Source organism: Bradyrhizobium sp. USDA 4503, assembly GCF_054055815.1.
Genome location: NZ_JBSRXS010000001.1, coordinates 389,890 through 416,031 on the forward strand (window position 1 = coordinate 389,890; position 26,142 = coordinate 416,031).

The 26,142-nt window shown below is 62.9% G+C and carries 26 protein-coding genes; 19 read left to right on the forward strand and 7 right to left on the reverse strand.

What is annotated here, in order from left to right:
- Positions 1–4: 4 nt before the first annotated feature.
- The 4 genes from ACVMIH_RS01775 to ACVMIH_RS01790 form a co-directional block, all read right to left on the reverse strand.
- On the reverse strand, positions 5–2,158 hold the full coding sequence (locus ACVMIH_RS01775; RefSeq protein WP_274612733.1) for a type I secretion system permease/ATPase: 2,154 nt from the start codon (positions 2,156–2,158) through the stop codon (positions 5–7).
- Positions 2,159–2,425: 267 nt separating this feature from the next.
- A complete protein-coding gene (locus ACVMIH_RS01780; RefSeq protein ID WP_057017074.1) occupies positions 2,426–4,126 on the reverse strand; it encodes a TolC family outer membrane protein in 1,701 nt (566 codons plus the stop codon).
- A gap of 270 nt (positions 4,127–4,396) precedes the next feature.
- Complete coding sequence (locus ACVMIH_RS01785) at positions 4,397–4,855, reverse strand: hypothetical protein (RefSeq protein ID WP_057017075.1); 459 nt, start codon at positions 4,853–4,855, stop codon at positions 4,397–4,399.
- Between the two features lie 122 nt (positions 4,856–4,977).
- Positions 4,978–5,514, reverse strand: coding sequence for a LabA-like NYN domain-containing protein (locus ACVMIH_RS01790; RefSeq protein WP_038377452.1), 537 nt, complete (start codon positions 5,512–5,514; stop codon positions 4,978–4,980).
- Positions 5,515–6,271: 757 nt separating this feature from the next.
- Here ACVMIH_RS01790 and ACVMIH_RS01795 point away from each other — a divergent pair.
- From ACVMIH_RS01795 to ACVMIH_RS01870, 16 genes are all read left to right on the forward strand, one after another.
- On the forward strand, positions 6,272–6,568 hold the full coding sequence (locus tag ACVMIH_RS01795) for a hypothetical protein (RefSeq protein WP_456860526.1): 297 nt from the start codon (positions 6,272–6,274) through the stop codon (positions 6,566–6,568).
- 353 nt (positions 6,569–6,921) lie between these two features.
- Positions 6,922–7,137, forward strand: a complete 216-nt coding sequence (locus ACVMIH_RS01800; protein ID WP_028334082.1) for a Flp family type IVb pilin — start codon at positions 6,922–6,924, stop codon at positions 7,135–7,137.
- Positions 7,138–7,228: 91 nt separating this feature from the next.
- Positions 7,229–7,444 carry a Flp family type IVb pilin gene (locus ACVMIH_RS01805; protein WP_057017077.1) on the forward strand — a complete coding sequence of 72 codons (216 nt, stop codon included), beginning with the start codon at positions 7,229–7,231 and terminating at the stop codon, positions 7,442–7,444.
- 72 nt (positions 7,445–7,516) lie between these two features.
- Positions 7,517–8,023, forward strand: coding sequence for an A24 family peptidase (locus ACVMIH_RS01810; RefSeq protein WP_057017078.1), 507 nt, complete (start codon positions 7,517–7,519; stop codon positions 8,021–8,023).
- Position 8,024: 1 nt separating this feature from the next.
- On the forward strand, positions 8,025–8,990 hold the full coding sequence (cpaB, locus tag ACVMIH_RS01815; RefSeq protein ID WP_168856862.1) for a Flp pilus assembly protein CpaB: 966 nt from the start codon (positions 8,025–8,027) through the stop codon (positions 8,988–8,990).
- Positions 8,990–10,192, forward strand: a complete 1,203-nt coding sequence (locus ACVMIH_RS01820; protein ID WP_229190218.1) for an AAA family ATPase — start codon at positions 8,990–8,992, stop codon at positions 10,190–10,192. The genes cpaB and ACVMIH_RS01820 overlap by 1 nt, the downstream gene beginning before the upstream one ends.
- Positions 10,189–11,634: a CpaF family protein gene (locus ACVMIH_RS01825; protein ID WP_456791938.1), complete on the forward strand. Its 1,446-nt coding sequence runs from the start codon at positions 10,189–10,191 to the stop codon at positions 11,632–11,634. The genes ACVMIH_RS01820 and ACVMIH_RS01825 overlap by 4 nt, the downstream gene beginning before the upstream one ends.
- Positions 11,634–12,560: a type II secretion system F family protein gene (locus ACVMIH_RS01830; RefSeq protein WP_229190216.1), complete on the forward strand. Its 927-nt coding sequence runs from the start codon at positions 11,634–11,636 to the stop codon at positions 12,558–12,560. The genes ACVMIH_RS01825 and ACVMIH_RS01830 overlap by 1 nt, the downstream gene beginning before the upstream one ends.
- A complete protein-coding gene (locus ACVMIH_RS01835; RefSeq protein ID WP_168856859.1) occupies positions 12,557–13,462 on the forward strand; it encodes a type II secretion system F family protein in 906 nt (301 codons plus the stop codon). The genes ACVMIH_RS01830 and ACVMIH_RS01835 overlap by 4 nt, the downstream gene beginning before the upstream one ends.
- An 18-nt stretch (positions 13,463–13,480) precedes the next feature.
- A complete protein-coding gene (locus tag ACVMIH_RS01840; protein WP_253587248.1) occupies positions 13,481–14,116 on the forward strand; it encodes a methyltransferase in 636 nt (211 codons plus the stop codon).
- A 6-nt stretch (positions 14,117–14,122) separates the two neighbouring features.
- Positions 14,123–14,596: a hypothetical protein gene (locus ACVMIH_RS01845; protein WP_456860530.1), complete on the forward strand. Its 474-nt coding sequence runs from the start codon at positions 14,123–14,125 to the stop codon at positions 14,594–14,596.
- An 8-nt stretch (positions 14,597–14,604) separates the two neighbouring features.
- The gene (locus ACVMIH_RS01850) at positions 14,605–15,924 is read left to right on the forward strand and encodes a pilus assembly protein TadG-related protein (RefSeq protein WP_456860532.1); all 1,320 of its coding nucleotides are present in this window, start codon (positions 14,605–14,607) and stop codon (positions 15,922–15,924) included.
- Positions 15,924–16,334 (forward strand): TadE/TadG family type IV pilus assembly protein, encoded by a 411-nt coding sequence (locus ACVMIH_RS01855; RefSeq protein WP_456860534.1) that lies wholly within the window; start codon positions 15,924–15,926, stop codon positions 16,332–16,334. The genes ACVMIH_RS01850 and ACVMIH_RS01855 overlap by 1 nt, the downstream gene beginning before the upstream one ends.
- Before the next feature lie 394 nt (positions 16,335–16,728).
- Positions 16,729–18,414, forward strand: a complete 1,686-nt coding sequence (locus ACVMIH_RS01860; protein ID WP_456860536.1) for a type II and III secretion system protein family protein — start codon at positions 16,729–16,731, stop codon at positions 18,412–18,414.
- A 12-nt stretch (positions 18,415–18,426) separates the two neighbouring features.
- The gene (locus ACVMIH_RS01865; RefSeq protein WP_456860538.1) at positions 18,427–18,828 is read left to right on the forward strand and encodes a hypothetical protein; all 402 of its coding nucleotides are present in this window, start codon (positions 18,427–18,429) and stop codon (positions 18,826–18,828) included.
- Positions 18,829–18,999: 171 nt separating this feature from the next.
- On the forward strand, positions 19,000–19,536 hold the full coding sequence (locus tag ACVMIH_RS01870; RefSeq protein ID WP_156436206.1) for a tetratricopeptide repeat protein: 537 nt from the start codon (positions 19,000–19,002) through the stop codon (positions 19,534–19,536).
- Between the two features lie 157 nt (positions 19,537–19,693).
- Here the strand turns inward: ACVMIH_RS01870 and ACVMIH_RS01875 are convergent, their stop codons facing one another.
- Positions 19,694–20,734, reverse strand: coding sequence for a hypothetical protein (locus tag ACVMIH_RS01875; RefSeq protein WP_456860539.1), 1,041 nt, complete (start codon positions 20,732–20,734; stop codon positions 19,694–19,696).
- A 426-nt stretch (positions 20,735–21,160) separates the two neighbouring features.
- Here ACVMIH_RS01875 and ACVMIH_RS01880 point away from each other — a divergent pair, with 426 nt between their 5' ends.
- The 3 genes from ACVMIH_RS01880 to ACVMIH_RS01890 all read left to right on the forward strand — a co-directional run bounded on the left by ACVMIH_RS01880 (position 21,161) and on the right by ACVMIH_RS01890 (position 23,317).
- On the forward strand, positions 21,161–21,547 hold the full coding sequence (locus ACVMIH_RS01880; protein WP_456860540.1) for a hypothetical protein: 387 nt from the start codon (positions 21,161–21,163) through the stop codon (positions 21,545–21,547).
- A gap of 198 nt (positions 21,548–21,745) precedes the next feature.
- A complete protein-coding gene (gene dinB, locus ACVMIH_RS01885) occupies positions 21,746–22,993 on the forward strand; it encodes a DNA polymerase IV (RefSeq protein WP_456860542.1) in 1,248 nt (415 codons plus the stop codon).
- 114 nt (positions 22,994–23,107) lie between these two features.
- Positions 23,108–23,317, forward strand: coding sequence for a hypothetical protein (locus ACVMIH_RS01890; RefSeq protein ID WP_092084574.1), 210 nt, complete (start codon positions 23,108–23,110; stop codon positions 23,315–23,317).
- An 81-nt stretch (positions 23,318–23,398) separates the two neighbouring features.
- Here ACVMIH_RS01890 and pyk read toward each other — a convergent pair whose 3' ends face one another.
- Positions 23,399–24,814, reverse strand: coding sequence for a pyruvate kinase (pyk, locus tag ACVMIH_RS01895; RefSeq protein ID WP_057017093.1), 1,416 nt, complete (start codon positions 24,812–24,814; stop codon positions 23,399–23,401).
- A gap of 3 nt (positions 24,815–24,817) precedes the next feature.
- Positions 24,818–26,113 (reverse strand): glycerate kinase type-2 family protein, encoded by a 1,296-nt coding sequence (locus ACVMIH_RS01900; protein ID WP_456860544.1) that lies wholly within the window; start codon positions 26,111–26,113, stop codon positions 24,818–24,820.
- Positions 26,114–26,142: the final 29 nt, after the last annotated feature.

Below are 26,142 nucleotides of genomic sequence, written 5' to 3' on the forward strand. Positions count from 1 at the left end.
CTCGTTATGCGGATTTCGGCTGGATCGTGTTCTCCGGCGACGGGGCCGCGGACGCCGGCCGGCCCTGGAGCAAAGCGAGCACCTTGTCGCGCGGGCCGTCGGCAACCAGGCGGCCATTGTCGAACAGCAGCAACCGATCGACCATGTTCAGCAATGACAGGCGATGGGTCGAAATGATGATGGTCATGCGATCATCATCGAGGCCCTTGAGCCGCTCCAAGAACTCCTGTTCGCTGCGAATATCGAAGTGCGCCGTCGGCTCGTCGAGAAAGAGCACGCGAGGCTTGCGGATCAGAACGCGCGCGAGTCCGATGGCCTGCTTCTGGCCGCCCGACAGGCTGCGGCCGCCTTCCGAGATGGGCATGTCATAGCCCATCGGGTGACCGGCGATGAAGCTTTCGACGCCCGAAAGCCGCGCGGCAAGCAGGACTTCCTCGTCGGTCGCTTCCGGTTTGCCAAGCGCGATGTTGTCGCGCAGCTTGCCGAAGAACAGGTCGGTATCCTGCATCGCAAAGCCGATGCCGGCGCGCAGGTCCGAGGGATCGTATTGGCGCGAGTCGACGCCATCGACCAGGATGCGGCCCTCCTTCGGCTCGTAAAATCCGAGCAGCAACCTGCCGACCGTGGTCTTGCCAGATCCCACCCTGCCGATGATGCCGACCCTTTCTCCGCCCTCGATCTTGAAGCTGACCTTTTCGAGCGCGTTACCCGGCGCGTTGGGGTAGGCGAACGATACGTTCTCGAAGGCGACCTTGCCGTCTTCGATTCGTCTTGCGACGTAGGACCGGGTCGGCGAGCGTTCCCGCTCGATCGACATGATGCGATCGATCGCCTTGAGGGCCGTGATCGTCTGCGTACCCTTGGTGATCACCGCGGCGATCCCGGCGATCGGCGCCAGAACGCGCCCGGCGAGCATGTTTGCGGCGACCAGCGCGCCGACGCTCAGCTTGCCGTCGAGGATCAGGAAAATGCCGACGATGACGAGGAGCAGGCTCGTGATCTGCTGGGCCGTGCTCGCGCTCGTCAGCGACATCGACGACCAGAAGTGAACGTCCTCGCCGGATCGGGCGGTCGCGGCAACCGAGCGTTCCCACAAGGTCTGCATGCGGGCCTCGGCGCCGGTCGCACGGACGGTTTCGAGGCCGGACAGCGACTCGACCAGCACGCCGTGCCGTGCGGCGGATTCGGCCTGCAGCCGCTTGATGGCGCGATCAAGCGGGCGCTGCAGCAGGAAGCCGATCAGCATGACCAGCGGCAGCATGACCAGTGGGATCCAGGCCAGCGGTCCGGCGATGAGGAACAGCACCCCAACGAAGAGGATGGCGAACAGCAGATCGGTTGCCGAAACCACGCTTCCGGAGGTGAAGAACTCGCGCACCGAGTCGAAGTCGCGGAGCTGATTGGCCAGGATGCCAACCGAAGTCGGCCGCTGCGCCATCTTCACCGACATCACGTGCTCGAAGATGTTTGCGGCCAGCACGACGTCGATCGTCTTGCCGGTCACGTCGATCATGCGGCTGCGGACCATGCGGAAGATGAAATCGAACACGATGCCGAGCCCCATGCCGATCGAGAGCGCGATCAGGGAGGGGATTGCCCCGTTGGGGATGACGCGGTCATAGACGCTCATCGTGAACAGCGGCGTCGCGAGCGCGAGGATGTTGGTCAGAAAAGCCGCGACCGCGATGTGCCCGTAGCTGCGCCAATGCGTCTTCACCACCGACCAGAACCAGTGGCTCTTGGGGATGTCGCCTGCGGCGGCGGCGCGCGCATCGGCCTGCGGCGCGCTTCTCACCAGGAACGCATAGCCGGTATAGTCCGTGGCGAGCGAGGCGATGTCGGCGACGCGCGGGCTGTTCGGCGTCGCCGGATCAACGACCTTGATCGACTTGTTCGCCGGGTCCACACCCAGAAGGATCAGCGCAGAGCCGTTCTTCATGACGAGGACGGCCGGCAGGACCAGCGCGGGAATGTCTGAAATGTCGCGCTTGACGGCCTCGGTCTCCAGACCCGCGCGCCTGGCGGCGCGGTCGTAGAGCGAAACGGACAAGCGTCCGTCCGTGATCGGAAGTCCGCCGAGCAGAGCTTCGCGGCTCACCGCGCGGCCATGATGGGCGGCGAGATAAGTCAACGACGCGGTGAGGGGATCGTCGCCCAGCGCGCGTGGCCTGCTTGTCGCGGCAGGCTTTGAGGTTGAGTCATCCGGCGAGGGGCGGACGGCGTCGGCCGCCGCGCTGGGGGTGCGAAACAACAACTGAAACCTCGACAAGCAAAATGGAAATGCAGCAATCGCATTAGATTTCGGGCAGACTACAACAAACAGCGAACAAATTCAGCGAAACTTATCTTAACGATTAATAAGGAATCGAAAGGGCCCCGACTTGGGGCCCTTCCGGCAGTCCTGTCCTGAGCTTGTTGGCGGTCACTATCGAGCGGAACTCGGGAAGGCCGACAGCAGCCAGTGGGGCTTGGTCGACGCATAGGAGCTCGCGTTCGCCGTGACCGACGGATCCGCGTAAATCACGTTCGGGCCGTCCGCAGCCGTCTTTTGCTGCTGCATCCATTCCGTTGAACCGGGCACCGCTGCGGTCGTCGTCGCACCGGTGAAACGGTCCGCAAAGCCAACGTCCTTCGGCTGGGTTGCCGCATAGGTCTTGGCAGGACGGGCGACAGGCGCCGGAACGGCGACGTGCAGCGGCTCGGACCCGGTTTGCGGGAGGTTCACGCGAAGAGTCGGGAACGAGTAGCGGGGCAGGCCAATCGAAAGCATGTCCGTCGGCGCAGCATCGACCGGCGGCGGAGCCTTCAGGTACTCAATCAGGGTCCCCATCGCGGCCAGCAGCTGGTAGTCGGCGAAAACGACGACGCTGCGGGCGGAGGTGAGCGAGACCGATGCGTTGAAGAACTGGTTCTGCGCGTTCAGGAGATCGATCAGCGAACGCTGGCCGAGTTCATATTCCTTCTGGAACGCCGTGATGGTCTTCCTGGCTGCTTCCAGCTCACGGGTCAGAGCACCGATGCGGGTAGCCGTAATTGTACGGGCATTCCACGCCTTGTCGATCGACTCATACGCGTCGCGCTGCAGGCGGGCGTGGCGCATGGTGGCTTCGGTATAGCGCTCGGCCTTCTCTGACCTGTTCCAGGCATCTTGGCCGCCGCGGAAGATGTCCCACGACATGACGACCTTGCCGCTGTAGTCCTCATGCGTGATGGAGGGAGTCCCGGGGGTCGCCACGTAGGGGTAGGAGTTGTCGTAATGGGTTGCCCGTCCCTCGAGATAGAATTTCGGGCCGAACGTGCCGTCGGTGGCCTTGAACGCATGCTTGGCGGCGTCGGCGTCGGACTGGGCCGCCGCGATCGTCGAATTGAATCGGAGGGTGGTCGCCAGCGCTTCGTCGCGGCTGTGCGGCAATCCTGCGAGAGGGGCGGGGAAGCGAACATTGATCGGCTCAAGGCCAACAACCTTGCGGTACTTTGCCCGGGCGTCATCGAGGCTGCGCTGGAATTCGGCGAGTGCCGCACGGGCAGCTTCGACGCGCTCCCGCGCTTGCTCCAGGTCGCCTTCGCCGGCCCGGCCACCCGAGAAGCGGGAGTTCACGTTTGCAAAGATCTTCTCGTGGTTGGCGACGTTCTGCTGGGCGAGGCTGACCAAACGGATGTAGCGGACGACGTCCATGTAGCCTTCGGCGGCGTCGAGGGCCAGCAGCTCGGTTCTCTCCTTGACGCGGGAGGCGGCGGCATTGACCCGCGCGGTCTGGCGCCAGACGTCATAGATCGACGAAAAACCGTCCCACAGCAGCTGGCGCACCACGACCGATTCCTGGCTGCCATTGCGCCATGGTCCTGAGCCCACGGTCGGTGCCGCCTGAATGTTCGGGGTGATGAAGCCCGGCGATTGATCGAATTTTTCCGGGCCGTAGCTGGCGTCAATGCGCACCTGCGGCAGCAGTGTGCTTTGGGTTTGCCGCAGTTCGCTTTCCGTCGCCCGCCGGTTCGCCGAAGCCTCGCCGATACCCGGGTTGGTCTGCATGGCCTGGCGCAAAGCATCATTAATAGAAAAAACCTCGGCACATGCTGGCGTTGCCGCCAGACATAGGCACGCTATGACCGTGTATGCCGACTTCATAATCTCAGCCCCTACTCACAAAAATATTATGTAGAATCCTCCAAAGGGTAACAAAGGACAGTTCCGCGACCTATGACATTTCAGCCACACAGGCGCCCTAAGTGGGGGCCGAACCATCCGAGGTCCAGTGCGCGCAAATCTAAACATTTTTATTAAAATTCAGTGATTTATATGATGTTCTGTGATCGCGCGAACTGGTGCCGAGCCGCAACACCGGGGACCGGAACATGAAAGATCAGTTAAGCCCATCTTAAGGTTGGCGGCAGCCGGCTACTGCTGGCGACAGGTCGCCAGGTAGGTTGCAACGAAGGGCGCGGCCTTGGTGTCCGCGGAGGGGCCTCCCAGTCGGCTCGTTAGTTTGTAGAGCGACTTATCGCCAAAATAGAACCGGAAAATCTCGGCCGTGGTGTCGTCGGTGCGGGTCGCAAAGATCGACGCGGCGGTACGGCGGGCAGCCGCAAAGACGTAGGTCGTGAGCTTGGCTCCTCCCTTGCCTTCTGCCGCGACAGATGTCCCCCAGGTGACCGTGAACGTGTCGCCATCGATCACGACGGCGGGCCGGACCGTATCGAGATCGTCATCGATCCACTGGGCGTCACCGCCTTTGCCTGACGGGCCGAGCTCCACCCGTTTGCCCCGCGGCGCGTCGCAGGTGAACCGGGAAGGTTCGGCGATCGCAGCGCTCGTCGCCGCCAAGAACAGCAACAGGCAGCCGACCGACCTCCACATGGGTGTTACCCTCTGTTTCGTTGTTTGGAGGATAGTGATGTCAGCGCCCGACTCGCGCAACTCGGTGATTTACGGACAAGCAGAGCTGCTTTGCTTCCTCGCCGGAAGAGGCGCCCGCGATTTCACTCGGGCGCGATCGGGTGCGCTGGACGTTCGATCGATGCCCTGAGGCTTTCGAGTTCGAGGAAGACGTCAGCTTGCCTGCGAAGCTCATCGGCGATCATGGGAGGCTTGGTTCGGATGCTGGAAACGACCGTCACGCGGACACCAGCCCGCCTGACGGCTTCGACAACGGCGCGCAAATCACCGTCGCCAGAGAACAGGTACGCGTGGTCGATGCGGTGCGCGATTTCCAATGCGTCGACCGCGAGCTCGATGCCGATGCTGCGCTTCATTCGCCGCCGCCCTTCGCCGTCATCGTGCGTTTTGGCTAACTTTCTCCTGACCGCATATCCGTTGTAATCGAGCCAATCCACCAGCGGCCGAAGGCTGCTGAACTCGTCGTCGTCTCTCACGACCGTGTAGAAGTAGGCGCGAACGATCTGTCCATGCTTGCCGAACTCCGAGAGCAGTCGCCGGAAGTCGATTTCGAAGCCGAGGTTCTTGACAGTGGTGTGGAGGTTCGCACCATCAATGAAAAGTGCAATGCGATCGGCCATCTCAAATCCCCATGACGCCCGGATCAGTCACTTTATGCTGTGGTTCTGAAATTCCACGGGCGCATCGTGGGTGAGCACCCTAGCTGAAATGGCTAATCCTAGAGCAAGGGCTTGGCCGGGAAGAAGCGGAAATTTTCGCCAACCGTCGACACGGTTCTCATCGGGCGCACGCGCCGATGCTGCGCCAATAGTGCAGCGCAGCGGCGCGATCGACTTGCGGGCCGCCGATGCGCAAGGTCGCTATTGCGTGAACAGCTAAATTGTATCTAAAATCAATCAGCTGGGGCCGGTGCCATTTCGCGCTGGGCCATTTTTGAAGACGTCATTTTTGCCAATACGAATTGCTTGCCACGGTGGAGAGCGCGGTTCTGCGTCCCTGATTGCACGGACATTTCGTTCTCGGAACGCGACGCATGGCGGCACAGCTGTTGCGCCCGCCGGACACCCGATGGTGCATCGGGATGGACAGGCTTGGCCGAAGCGCGCGCGATGCCTGGTCGTTGTCGCGCTCTGCTTCCTGCTGACCTGCTGCGGGGCCGCTCGCCAAGCCATCGAAAAGGAGGCGGGACCGGTAGCGGAGCCAACAACGGAGACGGCAACAGCGCCCACAGAGCCGGCACCAGCGGCGACAACGATACCGGAGGCGGCACCGGTACCGACACCGACGGCGGCAACGGTCAACCTGAGCGGCGCGCTCGCGGAATGCCGGAGCGCGTTTCCGGATCAGATCGCGCAAGCCGTGGCGCGGGCGTCCTGCGTGATCAAGGCGACCGACCTCGTACGTCCGCTGCTGCCGTTTCCCGAACTGCTCGACCGCGAGAATGCGCTGCGCAAGGCGCTGGCCGAGCAGGTTCAGACAAGAACGATGTCGCTGCTCGAGCGCAACATCCAGATCCAGAAGCTGCATTCGCAGCTCCTCGAAGAGGAGCGCAGCAGGCTATCGGCCGCGCCGGCGGACGGGAGCAAGCCGCCGCCGCTGGCGGTCACGCAGTGGCGACAATCCAACGGGGAGGGTTGCGGCCGGCTCGGAGGGGATTCGGGGACCTGCTACTGAAACGAGCAATCCTGCAAACGGCCATCGGGGAATGGAACCGGATCGTGACACCGTCACCTCCGAGGTCGTTGTCGTGACAGCATCACGTCCGACGCTGTCACCGTATTCGCACGGAGCAGCGAAGTTGAAATAGTGTGAAATGTCGAAAGTCCTACAATTTAAGGGGTTTCGTGCATCGTTGTCGGAGCGCCTCGCCGAGGAGAAGGTGTGCGCCGCTACGCCGGTAGGGTTAATAAACGATTACCAATCGACAGTTTTCTCGCGACGCATTATAAGAAAATGCTAGTTGGCACCCGGATTTTGCCCCCCGCCAACGTATTGCGTAAATTTCATCGTAAAAGGGATATTTTCCTATGTTGAAGCTGTACATCCAGACCACCGAAGCCTTCAAGCGTCTCCGCTCGGACAAGGACGGCGTTGTGTCGTTCGAGTACGTGATCGTCGCCGCTTGCATCGTGGCCGCCGTCTCTGCTGCGTTCGGTACGGGTACCGCCAGCGGCATCGGCTCGGTTCTGAACGCCTCCATCACCACGATCGCCAGCAAGGTCGCCACCGCAGTCTCCGCTTAACTCCGGATGTTGAATGCTGTTGGCAGATTCTTTCTGTCAACAGCGGTCAACCGGATTGCGATGTGCGCGAGCCTTAAGGAGGCTTTCTCCTATGTTGCAGTCATATATCAAGGTCACAGAAATATTGAGGCGTTTGCGCACGGACAAGGACGGCGTTGTGTCGTTCGAGTACGTGATCGTCGCCGCCTGTATCGTCGCTGCCGTTTCCGCAGCGTTCGGTACGGGTACCGCGAGTGGCATTGGCAGTGTTCTGACCACCTCGCTCACTTCGATCGGCACCGCGGTTGCCAACGCGGTTAGCGCCTAAGTCCAGAGGGACGGCGCTCCGGAGGGGGGCATTATTTTTTGCCCCCCGCCATTTTTCTAAGGCGATTATTTCATGAATTGGATTGCGTCCACGACCTTGTGTCTGGAAATCGCATTGTTGTTGTATGTCGCAACGATCGATATCGCGACACGGTTGATCCGAAACGAAATTTGTCTGGCGCTGGCGTTCCTTGGGATCGTCGGCCAATTGGCCAGTCCGATGCAGATCGGCCAGTCGCTGATCGTTGCCGCAATCCTGTTCCTGGCGCTCTTCGTGATTTACCTGCGGGGAGCGATCGGCGGTGGCGACGTCAAGTTGCTGGTTGCCCTGGCGATCGGTCTGCCGCTGACCGGCGTGATTGAACTGTTGACGGCAACTGCACTGGCCGGCGGCGTTCTGGCCGCGGTGCATCTGATGATGCGCCGTCTGCCCCAACCGAGGCTGGCGCCCGTCGGATCATCGCTGATGCGCCGGGTCTACGCGGTCGAGCGCTGGCGTCATTTGCGACATGCACCGCTTCCCTACGGGGTCGCCATCGCATGCGGCGGTATCTGGGCCATTTTGAGCAAAGGAATTTGACATGTCGTCCGCTCTCCGTGTCTCGATCATCATGGTGCTGCTGCTTGCGGCTACGGCGCTTGGAATGATCGCCTACAGCATGAACCGACCTGCAGATCCGGTTGTTGCGCAGGCAGTCGAAGAGAAGCCTGCGCCTGCGGCCGCGACGGTCGGCTACTTTGTCGCGACCCGCCCGCTTTCGAAGGGAACGCTGGCGCGGGACGAAGATTTCGCGGTGCGCCAGACGGCACCGAACCGTGTCCCTGCGGGGGCGATCCTTGAAACGCCTGACTCCAAGGCCGGGTTGCCCGGTTCGCTGGTTCGCAAGTTCGTCGAAGCCGGCAGCGCGATTACACTGGACGACATCCTGCGTCCGAAGGATCGCGGCTTCCTTGCCAGCGTCCTGGCGCCGGACAGCCGCGCCATCAGCATCAAGGTCGACGAGGAGACCGGTGTGTCCGGTCTGATCAGGCCGGGCGACAATGTCGACGTGGTGCTGACCCAGGTGTTCGAGAAGGCCGCGCCGGTGAAGCGAGCCGTCAGCGAAACCGTTCTGTCCAATGTGCGCGTGATCGCGATCGACCAGGAGATTGCGCAAGGCGGCCGTCCGATCACCAATGCCGTCCCGGGCAAGACGGCGCAGACCGTGTCACTGGAGCTCAAGCCGGATCAGGTCAAGAAGGTGGCCGTCGCAAAGCAGCTCGGAACGCTGTCGCTCGTCATCCGCGCTGCGGCCGAGCAGTGGGGCAAGGCCGACACAAGCGTAACGTCCAGCTGCGACGTATCGCCGGAGCTGGCGCGCCAGAGTGCGATTGCCGGCCAGAGCACGACGGTCGCGATCTATACCGGCAGCGAGGTCAAGCAATACTCGGTCAGGAGGCAGGATCTTGACGACGACGCCCGCGCGGGCTGCGACGTGCCGTCCGAACTCGATCGTCAGACTACAGCGGCAGCGAGTGACGTCGGCAAGGGATCGGAGAAACGTTGATGAGTGCGAACATGGCAGTGGTGGAACAACCCGAAGAGACGACGTCTCTTGTCGCGCGCAACCGCATCGTCTGCTTCGTCAATGACGAGCTGAGCGCGGCAGCCCTCCGCAAGGGTCTCGACGGCAGCAATCTGGTGATCCGGCGCGGTACCATCCGTCATGCGACACGCATGCTCGAGACCGACACCGATCTGTACGCGCTGGTGACCGACATCAGCGGGATCGATGATCCCTTCACTGAACTGGAACGCCTCTCCAGTGTCTGTCCGCCCGATGTGAAGGTGGCCCTGATTGGCGACAACAGGGAGATCATCTTCTACCGCGAGCTGATGGAGATCGGCCTTACTGAATACCTGCCGACGCCGATCACCAGGGATATGGTGCTCGACCAGCTGCGTCCCAAGCTGATCGGGGACGTCGCGCCGGCCCAGAACGACCGCGGCGGGCACGTGGTGTCGATCTGCGGTGCGCAGGGCGGCGCCGGAGCGACCAGCGTCGCGATCAACCTCGCGCTGCAACTGGCCGAAACCACCAAGGCCAAGGTGGCGTTGCTCGACCTGCATCTGCAGGGCGGCGAGACCGCGGTGATGCTGGGTGTTCGTCCTGGACCCGGCCTCCGCATCGCCCTTGAAAACCCGATGCGGGCCGACACGCTGTTTCTCGAACGGGCCGCGATCGAGGTGAACGATCGGGTCTGCCTGATTTCCGGCGACGAGGAGCTCGATGCCAAGCTCGACATCACCGAAGCCGGCGTGCGGCACGTGCTGGGCCTGCTCCGTCAGCGGTTCAACTACGTCGTTGTCGATGTGCCGGTGCCGTTCCCGGCATCGATCTATCCGGTCATTCAGATGTCCCGTCATGTGCTGGTGCTGTTGGAGGCCGAAGTCACCGGCCTGCGCAATGCCCATGCGCTGCGCAACGCCGTCACCAACATCGCGGGCAAGGATCGGGTGTTTACCCTGCTCAATCGCGCCGACCGCGCCGGCGGTCTGCCGAGGGCGACGATCGTCAAGGCGTTGGGCGCCGAGCCGGACATGGTGATCCCGGATCTCGGCAAGGGAATGACCCAGGCGGTCAACCTCGGCGTTCCGGCTCTGAAGCACGTATCCGGTCTGCGGCGCCACCTTGCCCCGATCGTACGGGAAATCACCGGCGTCGGTGCCAAGAAGAGGGCCGGGTGGAAGAGGTGGCTCGGGCTATGAAAAAGTTCGGCAGGCGCGCAGACGAAATGCCAGTGCGGATGCCCGCAGCGGTGCCGGACGCCCCGGCAGCGGCGCCAAGCGCGCGGCCGGCGCCGCCACCCTTGCCGCCGGTGGAACCGAGCGTGGCGTCACCGGCGTCCAGCCTGTTTGCATCGGCGCCGAAGCATGAAGAACCTGCGACCCACCATCCGGTGATGTCGGCATCCCTGCGCGAACGGGTCATCGAGCAGATCGAGCCGTCGGTGGCCGCGACCGTTCCCCGCGACGTCCTGCGGCGGCAGATCGAGGAAATCATCCACGGCATCGCCAACCAGGAGCGGCTGGAGCTGTCGGGCCGCGAGCAGCTCTTCCTGGCGGAGGAGATCGCCGACGACATGACCGGCTACGGGCCGCTGCGTCCGCTTCTGCTCGACGAGACGATCAACGACATCATGATCAACGGGCCGAGCAACGTCTATGTCGAGCGGGCCGGCAAGCTGGAACGGGTCGCGGTCCGGTTTCGCGACAATGACCATATCGCCTCGGTCGCACAGAAGATCGCCTCGCAGGTCGGCCGGCGGGTGGATGAATCCAGCCCGATGGTGGACTGCCGTCTGCCGGACGGCAGCCGTGTCAACATCATCCTGCCGCCGCTGGCGATTCATAGCCCCTGCATCTCGATCCGAAAATTTCCGAACCGGCGTCTGAACATCGCCGGGATGATCGAAAACGGCTCGATGACCGCCGCGCTTGGACAGCTGTTGGAGATCGCCTCCCGCTGCCGGCTCAACGTCCTGGTCTCCGGAGGCACCGGTTCCGGCAAGACGACGCTGCTGAACGCCTTGAGTCAGTTCATCGACCATAGCGAGCGCATCGTCACGATTGAGGACGCGGCGGAGCTGCAGCTTCAGCAGCCGCACGTGATCAGCCTGGAGACCCGTCCGGCCAGCCTCGAGGGCACCGGCCAGGTGACCCAGCGCGACCTTCTGTGGAACGCACTTCGTATGCGTCCGGACCGCATCGTCGTCGGTGAGGTGCGCGGCGCCGAGGCGTTCGACATGCTGCAGGCGATGAATACCGGCCATGATGGATCGATCTCCACCGTGCACGCCAACAGTACCCGCGACGCGCTGACCCGCGTGGAGAACATGGTGCAGATGGGGCAGGTCAATCTGCCATCGCGCGCAATCCGCTCCCAGATCGTCGCCGCCCTGGATCTGATTGTGCAGGTCGAGCGCATGCGGGATGGCCAGCGCCGCATCGTGCAGATCAGCGAGGTGATCGGCCTCGAGGGCGAGGTGATCACCACCAACGACATCGCGTTGTTCGAGTACAAGGACGAGGATGTCCAGGGGCGGATATCCGGCACCTACCGCTCCACCAATGCGGTTCCGAAGTTCAAGAGCCGCCTCGTCTATTACGGGCTCGATCGGGCCTGGGCAGAAGCGATGAGGCACATCTGATGTCGACGCCCTTGATCATCGTTCTGGTGCTTCTGTTGTGTGCTGGGGCCAACACCCTCTGGCTCGACGCACGACAGAGACGAATGGATCGCCAGCTCGAGATTGCGCTGCCGACGGCTGAAGCAGCAGCCTTGGTCTCCATCCGTCGCGCGGCCAAGACGTCGCGTTGGCGCGCGCTTCAGCGCTTTGCCAATTACCGCCCTGATATGGTGTACGTCGTACGACCGGTCTATGTGCTGCTTGCAGGGGGAATGGCAGCGGCAGGAATTCTCTACGTCAATGGATTCCTGCGGTTCCCTGGCTCCTATGGAGCCATTGCGGCTGTCGGCGTCGCCATCATGGTCGTGCGCGGTCTGTTCGGATGGCAGCAACATCGCTTTGCAAACCAGCTCTTCCAGCAGCTTCCCGATGCGGTCCAGCTGGTGACGAGTACTGTCCGGTCCGGATTGCCCGTGCACGAAGCTTTTCGCACCATCGCCCGCGAGATGCCGCAACCGACATCCGGGCAATTTGCCATCGTCTGTCATGAATTGAACCTGGGCAGGTCGCCCGAGGAAGCCGTCGAGGAGATCTATCAGCGAACGCAGGTGTCGGAGTATGCGATGTTTGCGGTAACCCTCGCGGTGCAACTGAAGACCGGCGGCAGCCTGGCGGAAACGCTGCAGACGTTGGGCGAGACCGTGAGTCAGCGGGTCGCGCTGGCGGCGCGTGCGAAGGCCTTGGCGGGAGAGGTCATCTTTTCATCGCGTGCGCTCACCTGTGCGCCGGTCGTTATCGGCGGGCTGCTTTACCTGATCAATCCGCAGTCGGTCGACCTGCTGTTGTTCGATCCACAAGGAAACGTGCTGCTCGCTTATGCGGCGTGCTCGGTCCTGATCGGGCATTTCGTGATCCGTTGGATGGTCAGAAGGGAAACCACCCTATGACGGCTGTTCTCGGTTTTGCCACGCTTGCCGTCGCACTCGCGGCCGCGACCTTCCTGCTGGTCATTCGCGAAATACATCTGCGCACCCTGGACACGCGTGTCTCGAATGCCGTGCTGGGCATCTCCGATCGATCGAATTCGAAGGATCTGATCGGCTGGCTTTCATCGGTCGGCATGCGCTACAGGCGCTACTACGCCCAGGAAAATCTCGACCAGCTGAGGATGGTTCTTCAGTCGGCAGGGTTCAATCACTATCGAACCCTGCCGATCTGGATCGGCTTCAAGACGGTCAGCACATATGTGCTGCCGATCGCGGCTTTCTCTATTTCGCAGATTCTTGGACGGCCGTTCAGCGACGTGATGATCTTCACGCTGCTTGGCCTGGCGTTTGGAATCATGATTCCGCGCCTGATCTTGCTGGTCGTGAAGCGACGCTTCGATGCCGCGATCCGGCTCGGCACGCCGGACACCATCGATCTGCTGGTGGTTTGCAGCGAAGCCGGCATGGGCCTGGAGAGCGCGATTGAGCGTGTGGCGGAGGAGATGCGGGAGACCAATCCCGCTATCACCCACGTGCTGCGCGGTCTTCTCGATGATCTGCGGATCCTGCCGAACCGTGCCGACGCGTTCGAGAAGCTTGCGTCCACGTCGGAGGGCCTCCGTCGCTTCGGCACCATGGTCAGCCAGAGCCTGCAATATGGCACGCCGCTCAGTCAGGCGCTGCGCAGCATCGCAGTCGATCTGCGCCGCGAACGCATCACCAAGCTCGAGGAGCGGGCGCACAAACTGGGCGCCAAGCTGACCGTTCCGATGGTGCTGTTCCTGCTTCCGGCGATGTTCGTCATTCTGGGCGGAAGCCCGTTCCTTCATTTGATCCGTACATTCTCCAACCTCGGCAATTGAGCCATGAGCGCAGCTGCAATGAGTCTTTCGACGAACCTGGCCTACGATCGGGCGACCCGATTCCTGGGCAGCGCATGGTTCCTGCTGTTGGGACTTGCCGTGACGACCAATCTTGCGAAGACGGGGCAGCCATGGCCGTCGCTCGTCTCGAACTTTCTCGTCGCGGTGTTTTACCTGATGCTGGCGCTGCTGATCCTGATCCGCGGCCCCGCAAAGGCGCAGGCCGAAGGCCTGCTGCCGAGGATTGCGGCGTTCGTCGGCACCTACTGGCCATGGACGATCACGTTTTTCGAGAAGACCGAGGGCGCATTGCCGAATTTGTTGTCTGCGGTTTTCGTGCTGACCGGCATGATCATGATCCTCGTGACCGTTCGTCATCTCGGACGGTCGTTCAGCCTGGTGCCGCAGGCGCGTTCGGTGGTGCAAACCGGGCCGTATCGGTGGATCAAGCACCCGCTCTATCTGTCGGAAGAAATCGTGTTCCTTGGTGTCGTGCTGCAGCATCTGAGCTGGATGACCGTGGGCCTGCTGATCCTGCACATCTGCATCCAGGTCTGGCGAATTCACTACGAGGAGGACGTGCTTCGGCGCACGCTTCCTGAATATTCCAGCTACGAGGCGTCGCGCTGGAGATTGATTCCCTATGTCTGGTGAGCGGCGATGCAGAGCTGGAAAAGCCGAGTGATCGGCAGGCGTTCCCTGATCGCGGATCGACGCGGCGCCGTCGCGTTCGAGATGCTGTTCGTTTTCGCCTTCCTGTTCCTGGTTATTTTGCTGCCGCTTGCCGACCTCGCGCTGGCGGGCTTTCAATACATCCAGGCGCTCGCAGCGCTGCGCGGGTTCGGACAGTCCATCCAGTATTCCCCGCCGGGCGACGTCACGAACGCATCCAGCTGGGCGACAGCCGCGCTCGCCAAGGCCGATTCCCGTTATCCGATCCCCAGCATCCAGCTCATCTGTGGCGAGAGCAATGCGGTCTGCGATTCGACCAATTCTGATCCGTCCCAGCCGAAGTACTACGTTTATTCAACGACGATCACGCTGACGCCAATGGTGTTGAGGTCGGCGATTTGCACCAGCACCAATACCAATCCTTGTTCGTTCACGCTGACCTATTCGGAACGGTTTCAATGAGGTGTTCCATGCGTAACGTGCTTCATTGCCGTCGCGGCTCGGCCGCATTCGCAACTGTGATTGCGTTGATCCCGTTGATCGGGATGATGGCGCTCGGCGGTGAAGCCGGGTCGTGGTACGTCACCCAGCAGCGCGCCCAGGGTGCGGCTGATGCGGCTGCCTATGCCGGCGCCTTGCGGCTCGCGTGCGACAGCGCCCCGCAGCCGGGCACGACCTGCAACAACACCCAGACATACGATTACCGCGGCAAGCAGGCGGCGGCTCAGAATACGTTCTGCAATTCCGGCGACACCGCCTATCCCGGCTCCAGATGTGTGGCGACCAGCGGCGTCACGCGGACCGTCCAGGTCGCCTCGCTGACGTCGTGGAACGGGGTGGCGGGGACATACGTTCAGGCCACCATCAGCCAGCAGCAGCCGGGATATTTGGCTCAGGTGCTTGGCTTGTCGACGGTCACGATCGCCGCGACGGCGGTCGCCAAGCTCGATAGCTTGGCGAAACCTCCATGCGTGTTGGCGTTGAAGGACCCCGTTACTTTCCAGGGCAGCGCTACGGTATCGTCAGCAAACTGCGGTATCTCGTCGGACAGCAGCGCGTCGAACGCGATCGGCTTCATCGGCAATTCGGGCATCTCGGTGAATGCACCGAGCTACACGGTCGGCGGCTGCTCCCAGACGGGCGGAAGTCAATGCACCGGCGTGCAAACCTATCAGCAACCGATCCCTGATCCGCTAAGTGCAGTCAACACGGCACTGTCCGCGTTGAAGACGTCAGATTTCGCGAACAATAACAACAACGCAGTACCCCAGCCATATGAGACATGCAGCTGTTACAATAGCTCCAATAATCCGACGTTCAGCGGCGCATTAAACGGCACCTACTATTTTTCGGGGAACGTCAAGATCAATATGAATCCGACCATAACCGGTACGGCGACCCTGATATTTTTCGCGGGAGCGACGCTCACCATTACAGGGACCCCGACGATCCAGCTCACGGCAATGAAGTCGCCTACTGGACCGTCCGTATTGTCAGCATCGGTCAAGGCCCTCATGACGGATCTGCTGATCTATGACGGTGAGGCGTATTCGAAGCAAGGCGTCAATATCAGTGGCACTTCGACCAGCTATTTCAATGGCACGGTCTATATCCCGAATGCACCAGTTACATACGGAGGCAACAGCTCGTCGAGTGCCCCCGGCACCGGTTGCTATCAGGTCATAGCCTACGCGGTGAGTTTCCAGGGCAATACGAGCCTGGACAACAGTAAGTGTTCGTCGGATGGGGCAGCAAGGCCCAACGTTCAAACCGTGCGCCTGGTGCAGTGATGAAAAGGCTCGACCAGCGCGGGGTGGCGGCTCTCGAGTTCTGCCTCATTGCTGTGCCCCTGTTCACGCTGATCTTCGCCGTCTTTGATTTCGGACGCTACGCGATCACGATGCAGTCGCTGCGCCTGCTTGCGGATGCCGGGGCCCGGGCGAACATGATCAGCTGCTACACGCCCGCTGTGCTGGCGTCCAATTCACCATCCAGCTGTACCGGTGACTATCTGACGCTTGCGCAGAAGCAGGCCGTTGCTCCCTTCCTGTATGGCGCCAGTCTCACGCCGACGGTGACCACGACGGCAGGCGCCTCGGCGCTGACGGTGACAGCATCCCTATCGGGCTTTGCCATGATCATGCCGATCTGGGGCACGTCCCTCAACGCGCCGAGCGTGTCGACCACGATTCCCTTCTGAGCAGAACCCGATTCGGCGAGGCTGATCGGCGGCGCCGGCTTGGGCGGCCGGCGGAGCGGCTCGGCCCGTTGGGCGGCCGGGAATAGCCCGGGCGGGCTATGGAAGTGGTGCGCGCTGGCAACAACGGGGAGTTTTCTCCCGCGTTGCCGCAGCCGGGCGGACCTCTCTCCTTGCAATCGAGGCGCGTAGCGGGGGATGATCTACCAGCCGCCATTAGCGGCCTTGCGACCCGGGTGAGTACTCGGTGCGCGGGGAAATGGGAATTTTCGCGAGTAACTATTTGTAGTCGGACAGACTGTAAGCTCTACGGCGTGGTGGACGAACGGGAGTGATCGGGACGCCGAGGTCGTAGATTTACGGGGATCGTCGCGGAGACGCGGCGAAGGGGATTGGCATGATGGGAAGTCGCGTTTCGGTTGATGCGGGACTTGGGCTGGTTGCCTTGAGCGCGATGGCGTTTGGCGCTGCGATCGCCCTGTTTCATTTCTCCGATCCTGCTGCCGCCGCCGACCGGCGGGCACCGTCGTCCAGCGGCGTCTTCGTCAGCGAGATGAGCGACGTCCAGCGCGTCCGGGTGACCGTCAACAAGTCGCGCACCTTCAGGGTCGATACGGCGTTCTCGTCGATCGTCGCGGGCTCGCCCGATATCGCCGACGTGAAGTCGCTGAGCGATCACCTGATCTACGTCCAGGGCAGGAAGACCGGCACCACCAACGTCATCCTGTTCGACAGCTCGATGAAGCAGATCGGCATTCTCGATGTCGAGGTGACGCTCGATATCGGCAATTTGCAGCAGAACATCCAGTCAGGCACCGGCACACGCGGCATTCGCGTGTCCGCCTCCGAAGGGCAGGTGGTGCTGAGCGGAACGGCCACCGATGCCGTCTCCGCCGAGCGGGCGATGACGATTGCCCAGGGCAGCGTTCCCAAGGACGCCATCGTGGTCAATGCGATGAGCGTTGCGGCGCCGCAGCAGGTCATGCTCGAGGTGCGCTTCCTCGAGGTCAGCCGCGAGGCGGGACGCGATCTCGGCGTGAACCTCATGGCGGCCAACGCCAATGGGACCAATATTGCCAATTCGGGATTGGGCGGCGTCGCAGTCGCTGGCCGAACTCCCATTGGCGGTGTCAATAGTATCAATACTGTGCCCATCAGTGGTGTCAGCGCCATCCCTGGTACCAGCAGCACTCCTGTTGGTGCCAATCCTGCTGGCAGCCTTCCAGTGCTGGGAACGATCGGAACGCTTGTTGGTTCGGCTGGCGGCGTGGTTGCGCCCCCGTTCGGAAGCTTGTTGACGAGCATTCTTCGAACCAGCAATGGCAGTTCCGTGGACCTTCTGATTACCGCACTGGAAACAAAAGGGCTGGCCCGCCGGCTAGCAGAGCCGAACTTGACCACTCTTTCGGGCGATGCTGCGCGATTCCTGGCAGGTGGCGAGATCCCGGTGCCGGTCGCCTCGTCGCCGGTCCCGGGCGCACTGCCGACCGTGAGCATCGACTACAAGAAGTTCGGCGTCGAACTTGCCTTTGTGCCAACCGTGCTGTCGCGCGGAGTGATCAACCTTCGCGTCGAGCCCTCGGTCAGCGAGCTCGATTTTACCAACGCGGTGAGCATCGCCGGAACGACCATCCCGGCGCTGAGCCGCCGTGACGCACGCACCACGGTCGAGTTGCGCGACGGCCAGAGCTTTGCCATCGCCGGCCTCTTGCAGACCCGCAACCGGCAGGACGTCTCGCAATTGCCCTGGATCGGCTCGGTGCCGGTGCTCGGATCCCTGTTCAGCAGCAAGTCGTACCAGCAGCAGGAAACCGATCTCGTCATCATCGTGACGCCGCGCCTCGTCGCGCCGGCAGCGCCCGGCCAGCAACTGGCATCGCCCCTCGATTCCCGCCTGCCGGCCAATGACGTCGACTTCTTCCTCAATGGCCAGATGGAAGTCCGCAAGCGTTACGACGACTACGTGAATTCCGGCGGCGACGTGAAGGGACCCTATGGTCACATCATCGCGCCAAACGCTGTTGTTCCGGCTCCGCCACCGGCCGTCGGTGCGAACCAGCCGGTCGTGAAGACCTTGAACTAGGGGAGGCGAGAGATGACCGTCAGATACCTCGCTCTGCTCGCGCCCTTCCTGCTCGGCGGCTGCTACGGCGTTTATGGTCATGACGAGATGGACCGCTACGTGCAGCGGTCCGACACCATCACGATGAGCGCCGGCAACGCCAAGGAGGTCAACGCCGTCACCCACACGATCCATCCATGGCCGGCCTATGTCGGCGATCGCAGGATCGCCTACGACGCGCGGCGCACGGGCACTGCGATAACGCGCTATGGCACTCAGCAACGCCCGCTGGATCAGCTTCCCGACATGGGTGATCCGACCAAGGCGATGGGCCAGCCGCCGCCTGTCACCACGATTCAGAACGTCAACACGACCGGATTGGGCGCAGGGACCGGAGGATCGGTGGCCGTCGGGGTCGGCGGAGGCGGCAGGTAATATCCTTGCAGCGTCGGACAAGTGCCGGGGCAGGGATTCGGAAGGGAAATGCGACGTTAGGTTTCGGCGGACCTCGGTATTTCGGTCGTGCCGTCTGTTTTCGTAGGTAGTTTTGCGATGGATCTTCGAATGGTGCAGGGGATGCGCTGGACTTGGGGGACGGGGCGAGGATTGCATCGCCTCGCACCGGCGTTGATCTGTTGCGGCTTGGCGACCGGCCTTGGGGCCTGTGACTACACGACGCGGGAGGCTGCGATCGTCGCCCCCGTGGATCCGCCAGGCGGCGACCCCGTGCAGGAGCCGACCGACGTCAAATACTATCCCTCCGACGAACCGGTGCGGATGGGGCTCGAGCACTACAACCGCGGCAATTACGGAATCTCGCAGCGCTATTTCAAGGAAGCTGTCGAGAAGGCGCCGAAGGACGTGACGGCCTGGGTCGGCCTCGCGGCGAGCTATGACAAGTTGCGCCGCTTCGATCTTGCCGATCAGGCCTATGCGCAGGCGATCCGGCTTGGCGGCGAGACCGTCCAGATCCTCAACGATCAGGGCTATTCCCTCATGCTGCGCGGCAATCTGAACGGCGCGCGGCGGAAGTTCGAGAAGGCGTATTCGCTCGATCCGGGCAACCCCGTCATCGCCAACAACCTCGAGCTTCTCAACGGTAGCCGGAAGTTCATCGAGCGGCCGCCGAACAATCAGCCGTAGGTTGACAGCGGTTCACGAGCCTCTGCACGATTTCTTAGGGGTATAATAATACCAAATTTTGCCCGACGCGTCGAGTTGCCGGGTCCGCCGGCTCCTTTGCATGGGGTTGTTTTCGATATTTTGGCAGCTCGCCCCTGCGACTTGACCTCGCCACGATCTAGTTCGGCATCAGCACGACATCGATGCGGCGGCTGTTTCGTGTGCTGATGACGATGGCGCCGTTGCGGGTGGCGAATCTCGCACCGAGAAGCCGCGGCACTTTTTCCGTCAACGACGACGGCAGCGGAATCATTCCGCCGGTGACGGGATCGCCGACGTTGATCGGCGCGACTGCTGCGCCGGCCGAAGGCGCTGCCTTGATGTACTCCCTGATCAACTGAATCTCTTCACGCGAGAGGCTGAGCGCGGCCTGTTCGCCTGCGCCGTCAGCCAGCTTCTTTTCCGCCTCGGCCCTGTCTTGCGCATCTTGCTGCTGGGCGGCATCGCGTCTTGCGACTTCGACCTGTTCGAGTCTGGTGAGGCGTTCCCTCAGCGGCGCGATCTCCCGCCGCAACGCGGCAATGTCCGACTTCAGCGAAGAGAGCTGACCAAGTGCAATCGCGGCGGCAACGCAAGCGACGACCGAGATCAGGCTGAGGCACGCCACCGCCAGCCCCGTCAATCCGCCTCGACGATCGGCACGACGATCCCCGACATCCTCCGCGGATCGCCGTTGCCGCGCGGCGGCGAATTTCGGCTTGATCGTGCCGAGGAAGCTGACCAGACCGGACAGCCGCGCAGCCACCACGCGGTTCGCCTCTTGAAAGGCGCCGAGTGCAGGCGCAGCGACGACCGGAGAGTGCGCCGAGGGGATGCCGGGAGCGGTAGCCGAACGGCCCGCGCCGGATGGCTGGCGGTCGTCGTGGTCCTCGCGCGTCATACCGGGGAGCTCGAGATCAACGTCGTCGGGGCGGTCGATCGCAGTATCCGCAACGTAATGGCGCGTGTCGGCCGTAGCGGCGTCCAATCGCTCCGCTTCCTGTCGATCGGGTCCTTGTTCGATTCGGGCGGTTTCAAGCGAGCGCCACAGCGAGAGTCCCGAATCGGTGATCTGCAGGCCCGCGTCGTTGATCGATGCCCATCCCGATTGGAAGACGTCGGCGTCGCCAAGCTCGGACGGCCGCTTCGACTGCGTGGCTTCATCGCCGGCCGCGATCATGCGCTTGACCTCGCGGCTTACCTCGTCGATCGCGATCCGCTGGCCGGGCCTTGCGGCCAGCACACTCAAGATCGCCAGATTGAACCTCATGCGGCGCCTCGCGATGCTCCTCAACCGGCCGTGCCGCCGTTCCGCTCCCGTGCAGGCGACGTGCGAGCCTCAGCGGGGTCGAAGCGGATCAATCATGCCGGCACGGACGTCGGTCAGTCAGGGAGTCAAGCAAGTGTACCGGCTCGCCAAGGGGCAAACAATCCGGCACCAGACCTACGACAGATGGATAAGTCGGCCCGCAAACGACACGCGTCGGGATCGCGTTCGTTGCGCGCCTCAGAGAAACTCGCGAAGCCTGGAAAGCTCGATCACATGCTCGGGTGACAGCACGTCGGGAACGAGGGGAGGCTGCGACTTGGTCCGGATCTCGTAAAGATGTCGCGTCTTCTCGGGCTTGCCCATGAAATCCCGAATGCATTGGTCGAGCGTTCCATTGACGACCATATAGGGCGCGCGATCCTCTCGCCTCGAGTTGTTGAGAGAAGGCCATTTGTAAAGGTGGGCCGCAGCTTGGAAGTCCACCTGATGGGATTGGTCGGTCATTGCAAAATATCTACCCGAAAAGCCCTGCGCGGCAAAGTCAGCCGGCTGATGAGTGAGCCGGTGCGGCAATACGCGCAAAGCTGCGTGCGGTCGTGCATCGCAGAGGCCGCCGTCATGCTCTCGAACGATCCGCCGATGTGCCTTGCGTCGATGCCTCGCAGCAACTCCCACTTCGATCTCCCGCTGCCGAGATCGGGGGCGATGGGCGAGGCCGGCTGAAGGAGAGCCGGCAGACTCCCTCGCGCGGCGCGCGCAGTGGCAGCGCGCGTTGACGAAGCTGGCTCGTTCGCTGCGCCAGCGGCCGTGACGACGCGTGCTGGATTGACTCGATTCCAAAATGTTCCTATTTTGTTCTATTGCTAGTTTCCACGTCCGGAGACGGGCGGCTTCGGTCGGGTCAGGGATGAGCGGGTCGAGATGGCAGCCGCAGCCACCATCCTTCATGCGGACCTGGATGCATTTTACGCATCGGTCGAGCAGCTGCTCGAGCCGTCGCTGCGCGGCAAGCCGATCGCCGTCGGGGGCGGGGTTGTGCTGGCGGCGTCCTATGAGGCCAAGGCCTTCGGAGTGCATGGCGGCATGTCGGGGCGGGAAGCGCGCCAACTGTGCCCGCAACTGGTTTTCGTCGGCGGCCATTTCAGCGATTACCAGCGGCTGGGTGACGCGGCCATCAAGGTGATCGGCGACTTCACGCCGCTGGTCGAGCGAATTTCGATCGACGAGGCGTTTGCGGACGTTGCCGGCTGCACTCACCTGTTCGGAACGCCTGCCGAAATAGCCGCGTCGATCCGGTGGCGCGTACGCAGCGAGCTCGGCCTTCCGATCTCGGTCGGCGTCGCCCGCACCAAGCATCTGGCGAAGATCGCCTCGCAGGTCGCGAAGCCCGACGGACTCGTCGTCGTCGATCCCGACGCCGAGCTGAGCTTCCTTCACGAATTGCCGGTTGAGTTGATGTGGGGAGTAGGGCCGGTCACCAGGACCCGGTTGGACGCGATCGGCGTCGCGACGATCGGTCAGCTCGCCAAATTGTCGGAACGGTCGCTGACGCACTTGCTCGGTCCGGCAGCGGGCGAGAAACTCGCCGCGCTGGCCTGGAATCGCGATCCGCGACAGCTCAAGCCACACCGGCGCGCGCGATCGGCAGGAGCACAATCTGCACTTGGCCGAAAGCCTGCGATCGAGCAAGTCATCCGGCCTACGCTGCTTCATCTCGCCGACCGCGTCGCCACGCGGCTTCGGGCGAAGTCACGGCCTGGACGAACCGTGACGGTGCGCGTCCGCTTCGCCGACCTGAAGTCGGTGACGCGCTCGATGACGCTCGATGCGCCGGTGTGCACGACCATCGTCCTGGCGCGGTTCGCCGAGAATCTGGTGCGCGCTGCTCTTGCCGACCATCCCGGCGAGAAGATCATCTCGCTGCTGGCGATCTCGATTTCGCATCTCGAGGAGCATTGGGATCTTGCACTGGAGCTTCCACTCGGACTGGAGGACGAAGCGCTTCGGCCTGGAAGTCCGACAGGGATGGCCCGCTGGGCGGCGGACCGTGCGATCGACAAGATCCGCGATCGCTTTGGCTGGGAGGCGATCGGATATGGTTCAGCGGCGCTGGAGGCGGTTCATTCGGTGCCCGACGCGTTTCGCAAGCTTGCCGAGAGAGAGCTCTAGCGTTCGCCGGTTCACGTATCTGTCACTGCATTAAGAAAAGGCAATTTGGAATCGCGCGCTTGTGAGTGGCGACCCTGTACGGCCGGCTTATTTTGAGCCCGCGGAGGGACAGCCATGAAGCACAGCGCCGAACTGATCCAGACGATGCGCGATGCGTTGGATGCGGTCATGGCAAGCGTACCGGCGGATCAATCCGTGTTCGGTCTCAAGGCCGCTGTTGCGGAATGCATTCTGCGAGCCGCAGCTCACGGCCAGACATCGTTCGACGGGCTCGTGACGTCGGCATCCGATCAGCTTCAGTCGATCATCTCGATGCTGACCTAGGCGATCGGGATGCGCGCGACCGTCGCGTTCACCTCGCCGCGCGGTGCGCTGATGATGCAATCGCTCGGGCCGACGGTTCTCTCAGGGCAGCGATACGACCCGTAGATTGTTGGTTGTTCCCGCTTGTCCAAAGGGAATGCCGGCGACCACGACCAGCAGATCGCGACTCGATGCAAACTGCTCTGCATGCGCGAATGTTGTTGCGCGCTCGACCATCTCCTCATAGCTCTGAACGTCGTCGGAAAGCACGCTGTGAGCCCCCCAAAGCAGGCACAGGCGGCGGGACACTTCGCGGCTTGGGGTGATGGCGAGGATCGGGCGGCTCGGCCGCTTCCGCGCGACGCGTGCGGCCGTGGTGCCGCTCGACGTATAGGCCACAATGGCTGCGGCGTGAACCACGGAGGCGAGATCGGCCGCCGCCGTTGCCACGGCATGCGGTGGCGTTTGCTCTTCGCCGGGCTGGGTCGCCTCGACGATCGAGCGGTACATCTTGTGTTGTTCGGTGCTGCGGATAATGCGGTCCATCATCTCGACCGCCTCGCGCGGATATCGGCCTGTCGCGGACTCCGCCGACAGCATCACGGCGTCTGCGCCATCATAGATGGCGGTCGCAACATCGGAGACTTCCGCACGTGTCGGCGTCGGGGCCGCGACCATCGAGTCCAGCATTTGCGTGGCGACGATCACGGGCTTCACCGCGAGACGGCAGGCCCGCACCAGCTCCTTCTGGCGCCCCGGCACGTCCTCATGCGGGATTTCGACGCCGAGATCTCCCCGCGCAACCATGATGGCGTCGCACAGCTGGATGATATCGTCGATCCGTTCGAGCGCTGCCGGCTTCTCGATCTTGGCCATCAGGCCAGCGCGGTCCCCGACGAGGCCTCTCGCCTCGATGATATCCGAGGGCTTCTGCACGAACGACAGCGCAACCCAATCCACGCCAAGTTTCAGGCCGAACTCCAGATCGAGGCGATCCTTCGCGGTCAGCGGTGAAAGATCGAGGACCGTACCCGGCAGATTGACGCCCTTGTGATTCGAGATCGTGCCGCCGACGATCACCTTGGCTTCGATGAAATCGTCACCGAGCCCGGTAACGCGAACGCGGACCCTGCCGTCGTCGATCAGAAGGTCATGGCCGGGGGCAACGGCGGCAAAGATCTCCCGATGCGGGAGGGGAATTGCGGTTCGGTCGCCTTCCGATCCGGACAAGACGAACCGAATGGTCTCTCCGGCCATTGCGGCGATCTTTCCATCGCGCAAGGTGCCGACGCGGATCTTCGGGCCCTGGAGGTCCATCAGGATGCCGATCGGCCGGCCGACGTCCTGTTCCAGCTTTCGGATCGCCGCGTGAATGCGTGCGTGATCGCTCTGTGTTCCGTGACTGAAGTTCAGGCGGAACGTATCGACGCCCGCCAGCAGCAGTGCCTCGAGCATCTCGGGGGAACTGCTTGCTGGACCAACGGTTGCAACGATCTTGGCTCGTCGATGACGACGCATGAATCACCTCGTCGGTGGCTGGCCGGCTGCGATCAGCACGGCACGGATATCATTGACGTTCGTAAGCGTCGGCCCGGTGCGCACGAGGTCTCCAAGGAGGTCGAAGAACGTATAGCTGTTATGGGCAGCCAGATGCGCCCGTGCGTCAAGCAGATTCGCGGCGGCGCGCCGCAGCGTATCCGGACCGATCAAAGCGCCAGCCGCATCTTCCGTTCCATCAATTCCATCGCTGTCGCCCGCGACGGCCCAGATATCGGATGCGCCGGACAGGGCGACGGCAAGCCCCAGCAGGAATTCGGTGTTGCGGCCGCCGTGTCCCGCCGGCCCGCGCCCGATCGTCACCGTCGTCTCGCCTCCGGACAGCAGCACCGCGGGGGCAGGGCCCGGCTGCGCATGTCTCGCGACCGACCGGGCGATGCCGGCCATCACGGTTCCGAGTTCCCGTGCCTCGCCCTCGATCGCGTCTCCAAGGATGATCGGCGTCAGGCCTTCGTCCCGGGCGGCGCTGGCCGCAGCGTCAAGCGCATGGAATGGAGCGGCAAGGATGCGGACATCAGCATCGATCTCGCCGGGCTTGGGTGTCTCGTCCGCTTGTTCGAGCACAAGCCGCGCCGCTTCCGGCAGGTCGATTGCAAAGCGGCCAACGATCTCCAGCGCAGCGGCTTTCGTGCTGCTGTCCGGCAGCGAGGGACCGGAGGCAATCGCCGCGGGATCGTCGCCGGGAATGTCTGAGATCACAAGGGTCGTGACGCGGGCGGGACGGGCGGCCAGCGCCAGCCGACCGCCCTTGATCGCGGACAGATGTTTGCGGACGACGTTCATCTCGGCAATCGTCGCGCCGCTTGCAAGGAGTGCCCGGTTGACCGCCTGCTTGTCGGCGAGAGTCATCGGAGATGCCGGCAGGGTCATCAGCGCCGAGCCACCGCCGGACATCAGGGCGATGACGAGATCGTCTGCAGAAAGCCCCTCGACGGCGCGCAGCATGCGAAGGGCCGCGGTCCTGCTCGTGTCATCCGGCACGGGGTGAGACGCTTCGAGCACTTCGATACGGCCGGCTGGAACCGAATGGCCGTGGCGCGTGACGACGACGCCGGAAAGCGCGACGTCAGGCCATGCCGCGTCGAGGCCCGCAGCCATTGCCGCCGACGCCTTACCCGCGCCGACGACGATGCATCTGCCCCTCGGCTTTGCCGGCAGGGCGTCGGCAATCGTGATCCTCGGATCGGCGCTCGCGATGGCGGCGTCGAAGATTCGCCGCAGGGCGGTCCGAGCCCGCACATCCGTCCATCTGTCGTTCAATCGCTTGCGCTCCGGCCGATAGGTCTCTT

Excerpts from the sequence above, each read along its gene's own strand:
- ACVMIH_RS01780 (WP_057017074.1), bottom strand. The coding sequence starts at position 4,126 with ATGAAGTCGGCATACACGGTCATAGCGTGCCTATGTCTGGCGGCAACG.
- ACVMIH_RS01785 (WP_057017075.1), bottom strand. The coding sequence starts at position 4,855 with ATGTGGAGGTCGGTCGGCTGCCTGTTGCTGTTCTTGGCGGCGACGAGC.
- ACVMIH_RS01790 (WP_038377452.1), bottom strand. The coding sequence starts at position 5,514 with ATGGCCGATCGCATTGCACTTTTCATTGATGGTGCGAACCTCCACACC.
- ACVMIH_RS01800 (WP_028334082.1), top strand. The coding sequence starts at position 6,922 with ATGTTGAAGCTGTACATCCAGACCACCGAAGCCTTCAAGCGTCTCCGC.
- ACVMIH_RS01805 (WP_057017077.1), top strand. The coding sequence starts at position 7,229 with ATGTTGCAGTCATATATCAAGGTCACAGAAATATTGAGGCGTTTGCGC.
- ACVMIH_RS01810 (WP_057017078.1), top strand. The coding sequence starts at position 7,517 with ATGAATTGGATTGCGTCCACGACCTTGTGTCTGGAAATCGCATTGTTG.
- cpaB (WP_168856862.1), top strand. The coding sequence starts at position 8,025 with ATGTCGTCCGCTCTCCGTGTCTCGATCATCATGGTGCTGCTGCTTGCG.
- ACVMIH_RS01820 (WP_229190218.1), top strand. The coding sequence starts at position 8,990 with ATGAGTGCGAACATGGCAGTGGTGGAACAACCCGAAGAGACGACGTCT.
- ACVMIH_RS01825 (WP_456791938.1), top strand. The coding sequence starts at position 10,189 with ATGAAAAAGTTCGGCAGGCGCGCAGACGAAATGCCAGTGCGGATGCCC.
- ACVMIH_RS01830 (WP_229190216.1), top strand. The coding sequence starts at position 11,634 with ATGTCGACGCCCTTGATCATCGTTCTGGTGCTTCTGTTGTGTGCTGGG.
- ACVMIH_RS01835 (WP_168856859.1), top strand. The coding sequence starts at position 12,557 with ATGACGGCTGTTCTCGGTTTTGCCACGCTTGCCGTCGCACTCGCGGCC.
- ACVMIH_RS01840 (WP_253587248.1), top strand. The coding sequence starts at position 13,481 with ATGAGTCTTTCGACGAACCTGGCCTACGATCGGGCGACCCGATTCCTG.
- ACVMIH_RS01845 (WP_456860530.1), top strand. The coding sequence starts at position 14,123 with ATGCAGAGCTGGAAAAGCCGAGTGATCGGCAGGCGTTCCCTGATCGCG.
- ACVMIH_RS01850 (WP_456860532.1), top strand. The coding sequence starts at position 14,605 with ATGCGTAACGTGCTTCATTGCCGTCGCGGCTCGGCCGCATTCGCAACT.
- ACVMIH_RS01855 (WP_456860534.1), top strand. The coding sequence starts at position 15,924 with ATGAAAAGGCTCGACCAGCGCGGGGTGGCGGCTCTCGAGTTCTGCCTC.
- ACVMIH_RS01860 (WP_456860536.1), top strand. The coding sequence starts at position 16,729 with ATGATGGGAAGTCGCGTTTCGGTTGATGCGGGACTTGGGCTGGTTGCC.
- ACVMIH_RS01865 (WP_456860538.1), top strand. The coding sequence starts at position 18,427 with ATGACCGTCAGATACCTCGCTCTGCTCGCGCCCTTCCTGCTCGGCGGC.
- ACVMIH_RS01875 (WP_456860539.1), bottom strand. The coding sequence starts at position 20,734 with ATGATCGCGGCCGGCGATGAAGCCACGCAGTCGAAGCGGCCGTCCGAG.
- ACVMIH_RS01880 (WP_456860540.1), top strand. The coding sequence starts at position 21,161 with ATGTCGCGTCTTCTCGGGCTTGCCCATGAAATCCCGAATGCATTGGTC.
- dinB (WP_456860542.1), top strand. The coding sequence starts at position 21,746 with ATGGCAGCCGCAGCCACCATCCTTCATGCGGACCTGGATGCATTTTAC.
- ACVMIH_RS01890 (WP_092084574.1), top strand. The coding sequence starts at position 23,108 with ATGAAGCACAGCGCCGAACTGATCCAGACGATGCGCGATGCGTTGGAT.
- pyk (WP_057017093.1), bottom strand. The coding sequence starts at position 24,814 with ATGCGTCGTCATCGACGAGCCAAGATCGTTGCAACCGTTGGTCCAGCA.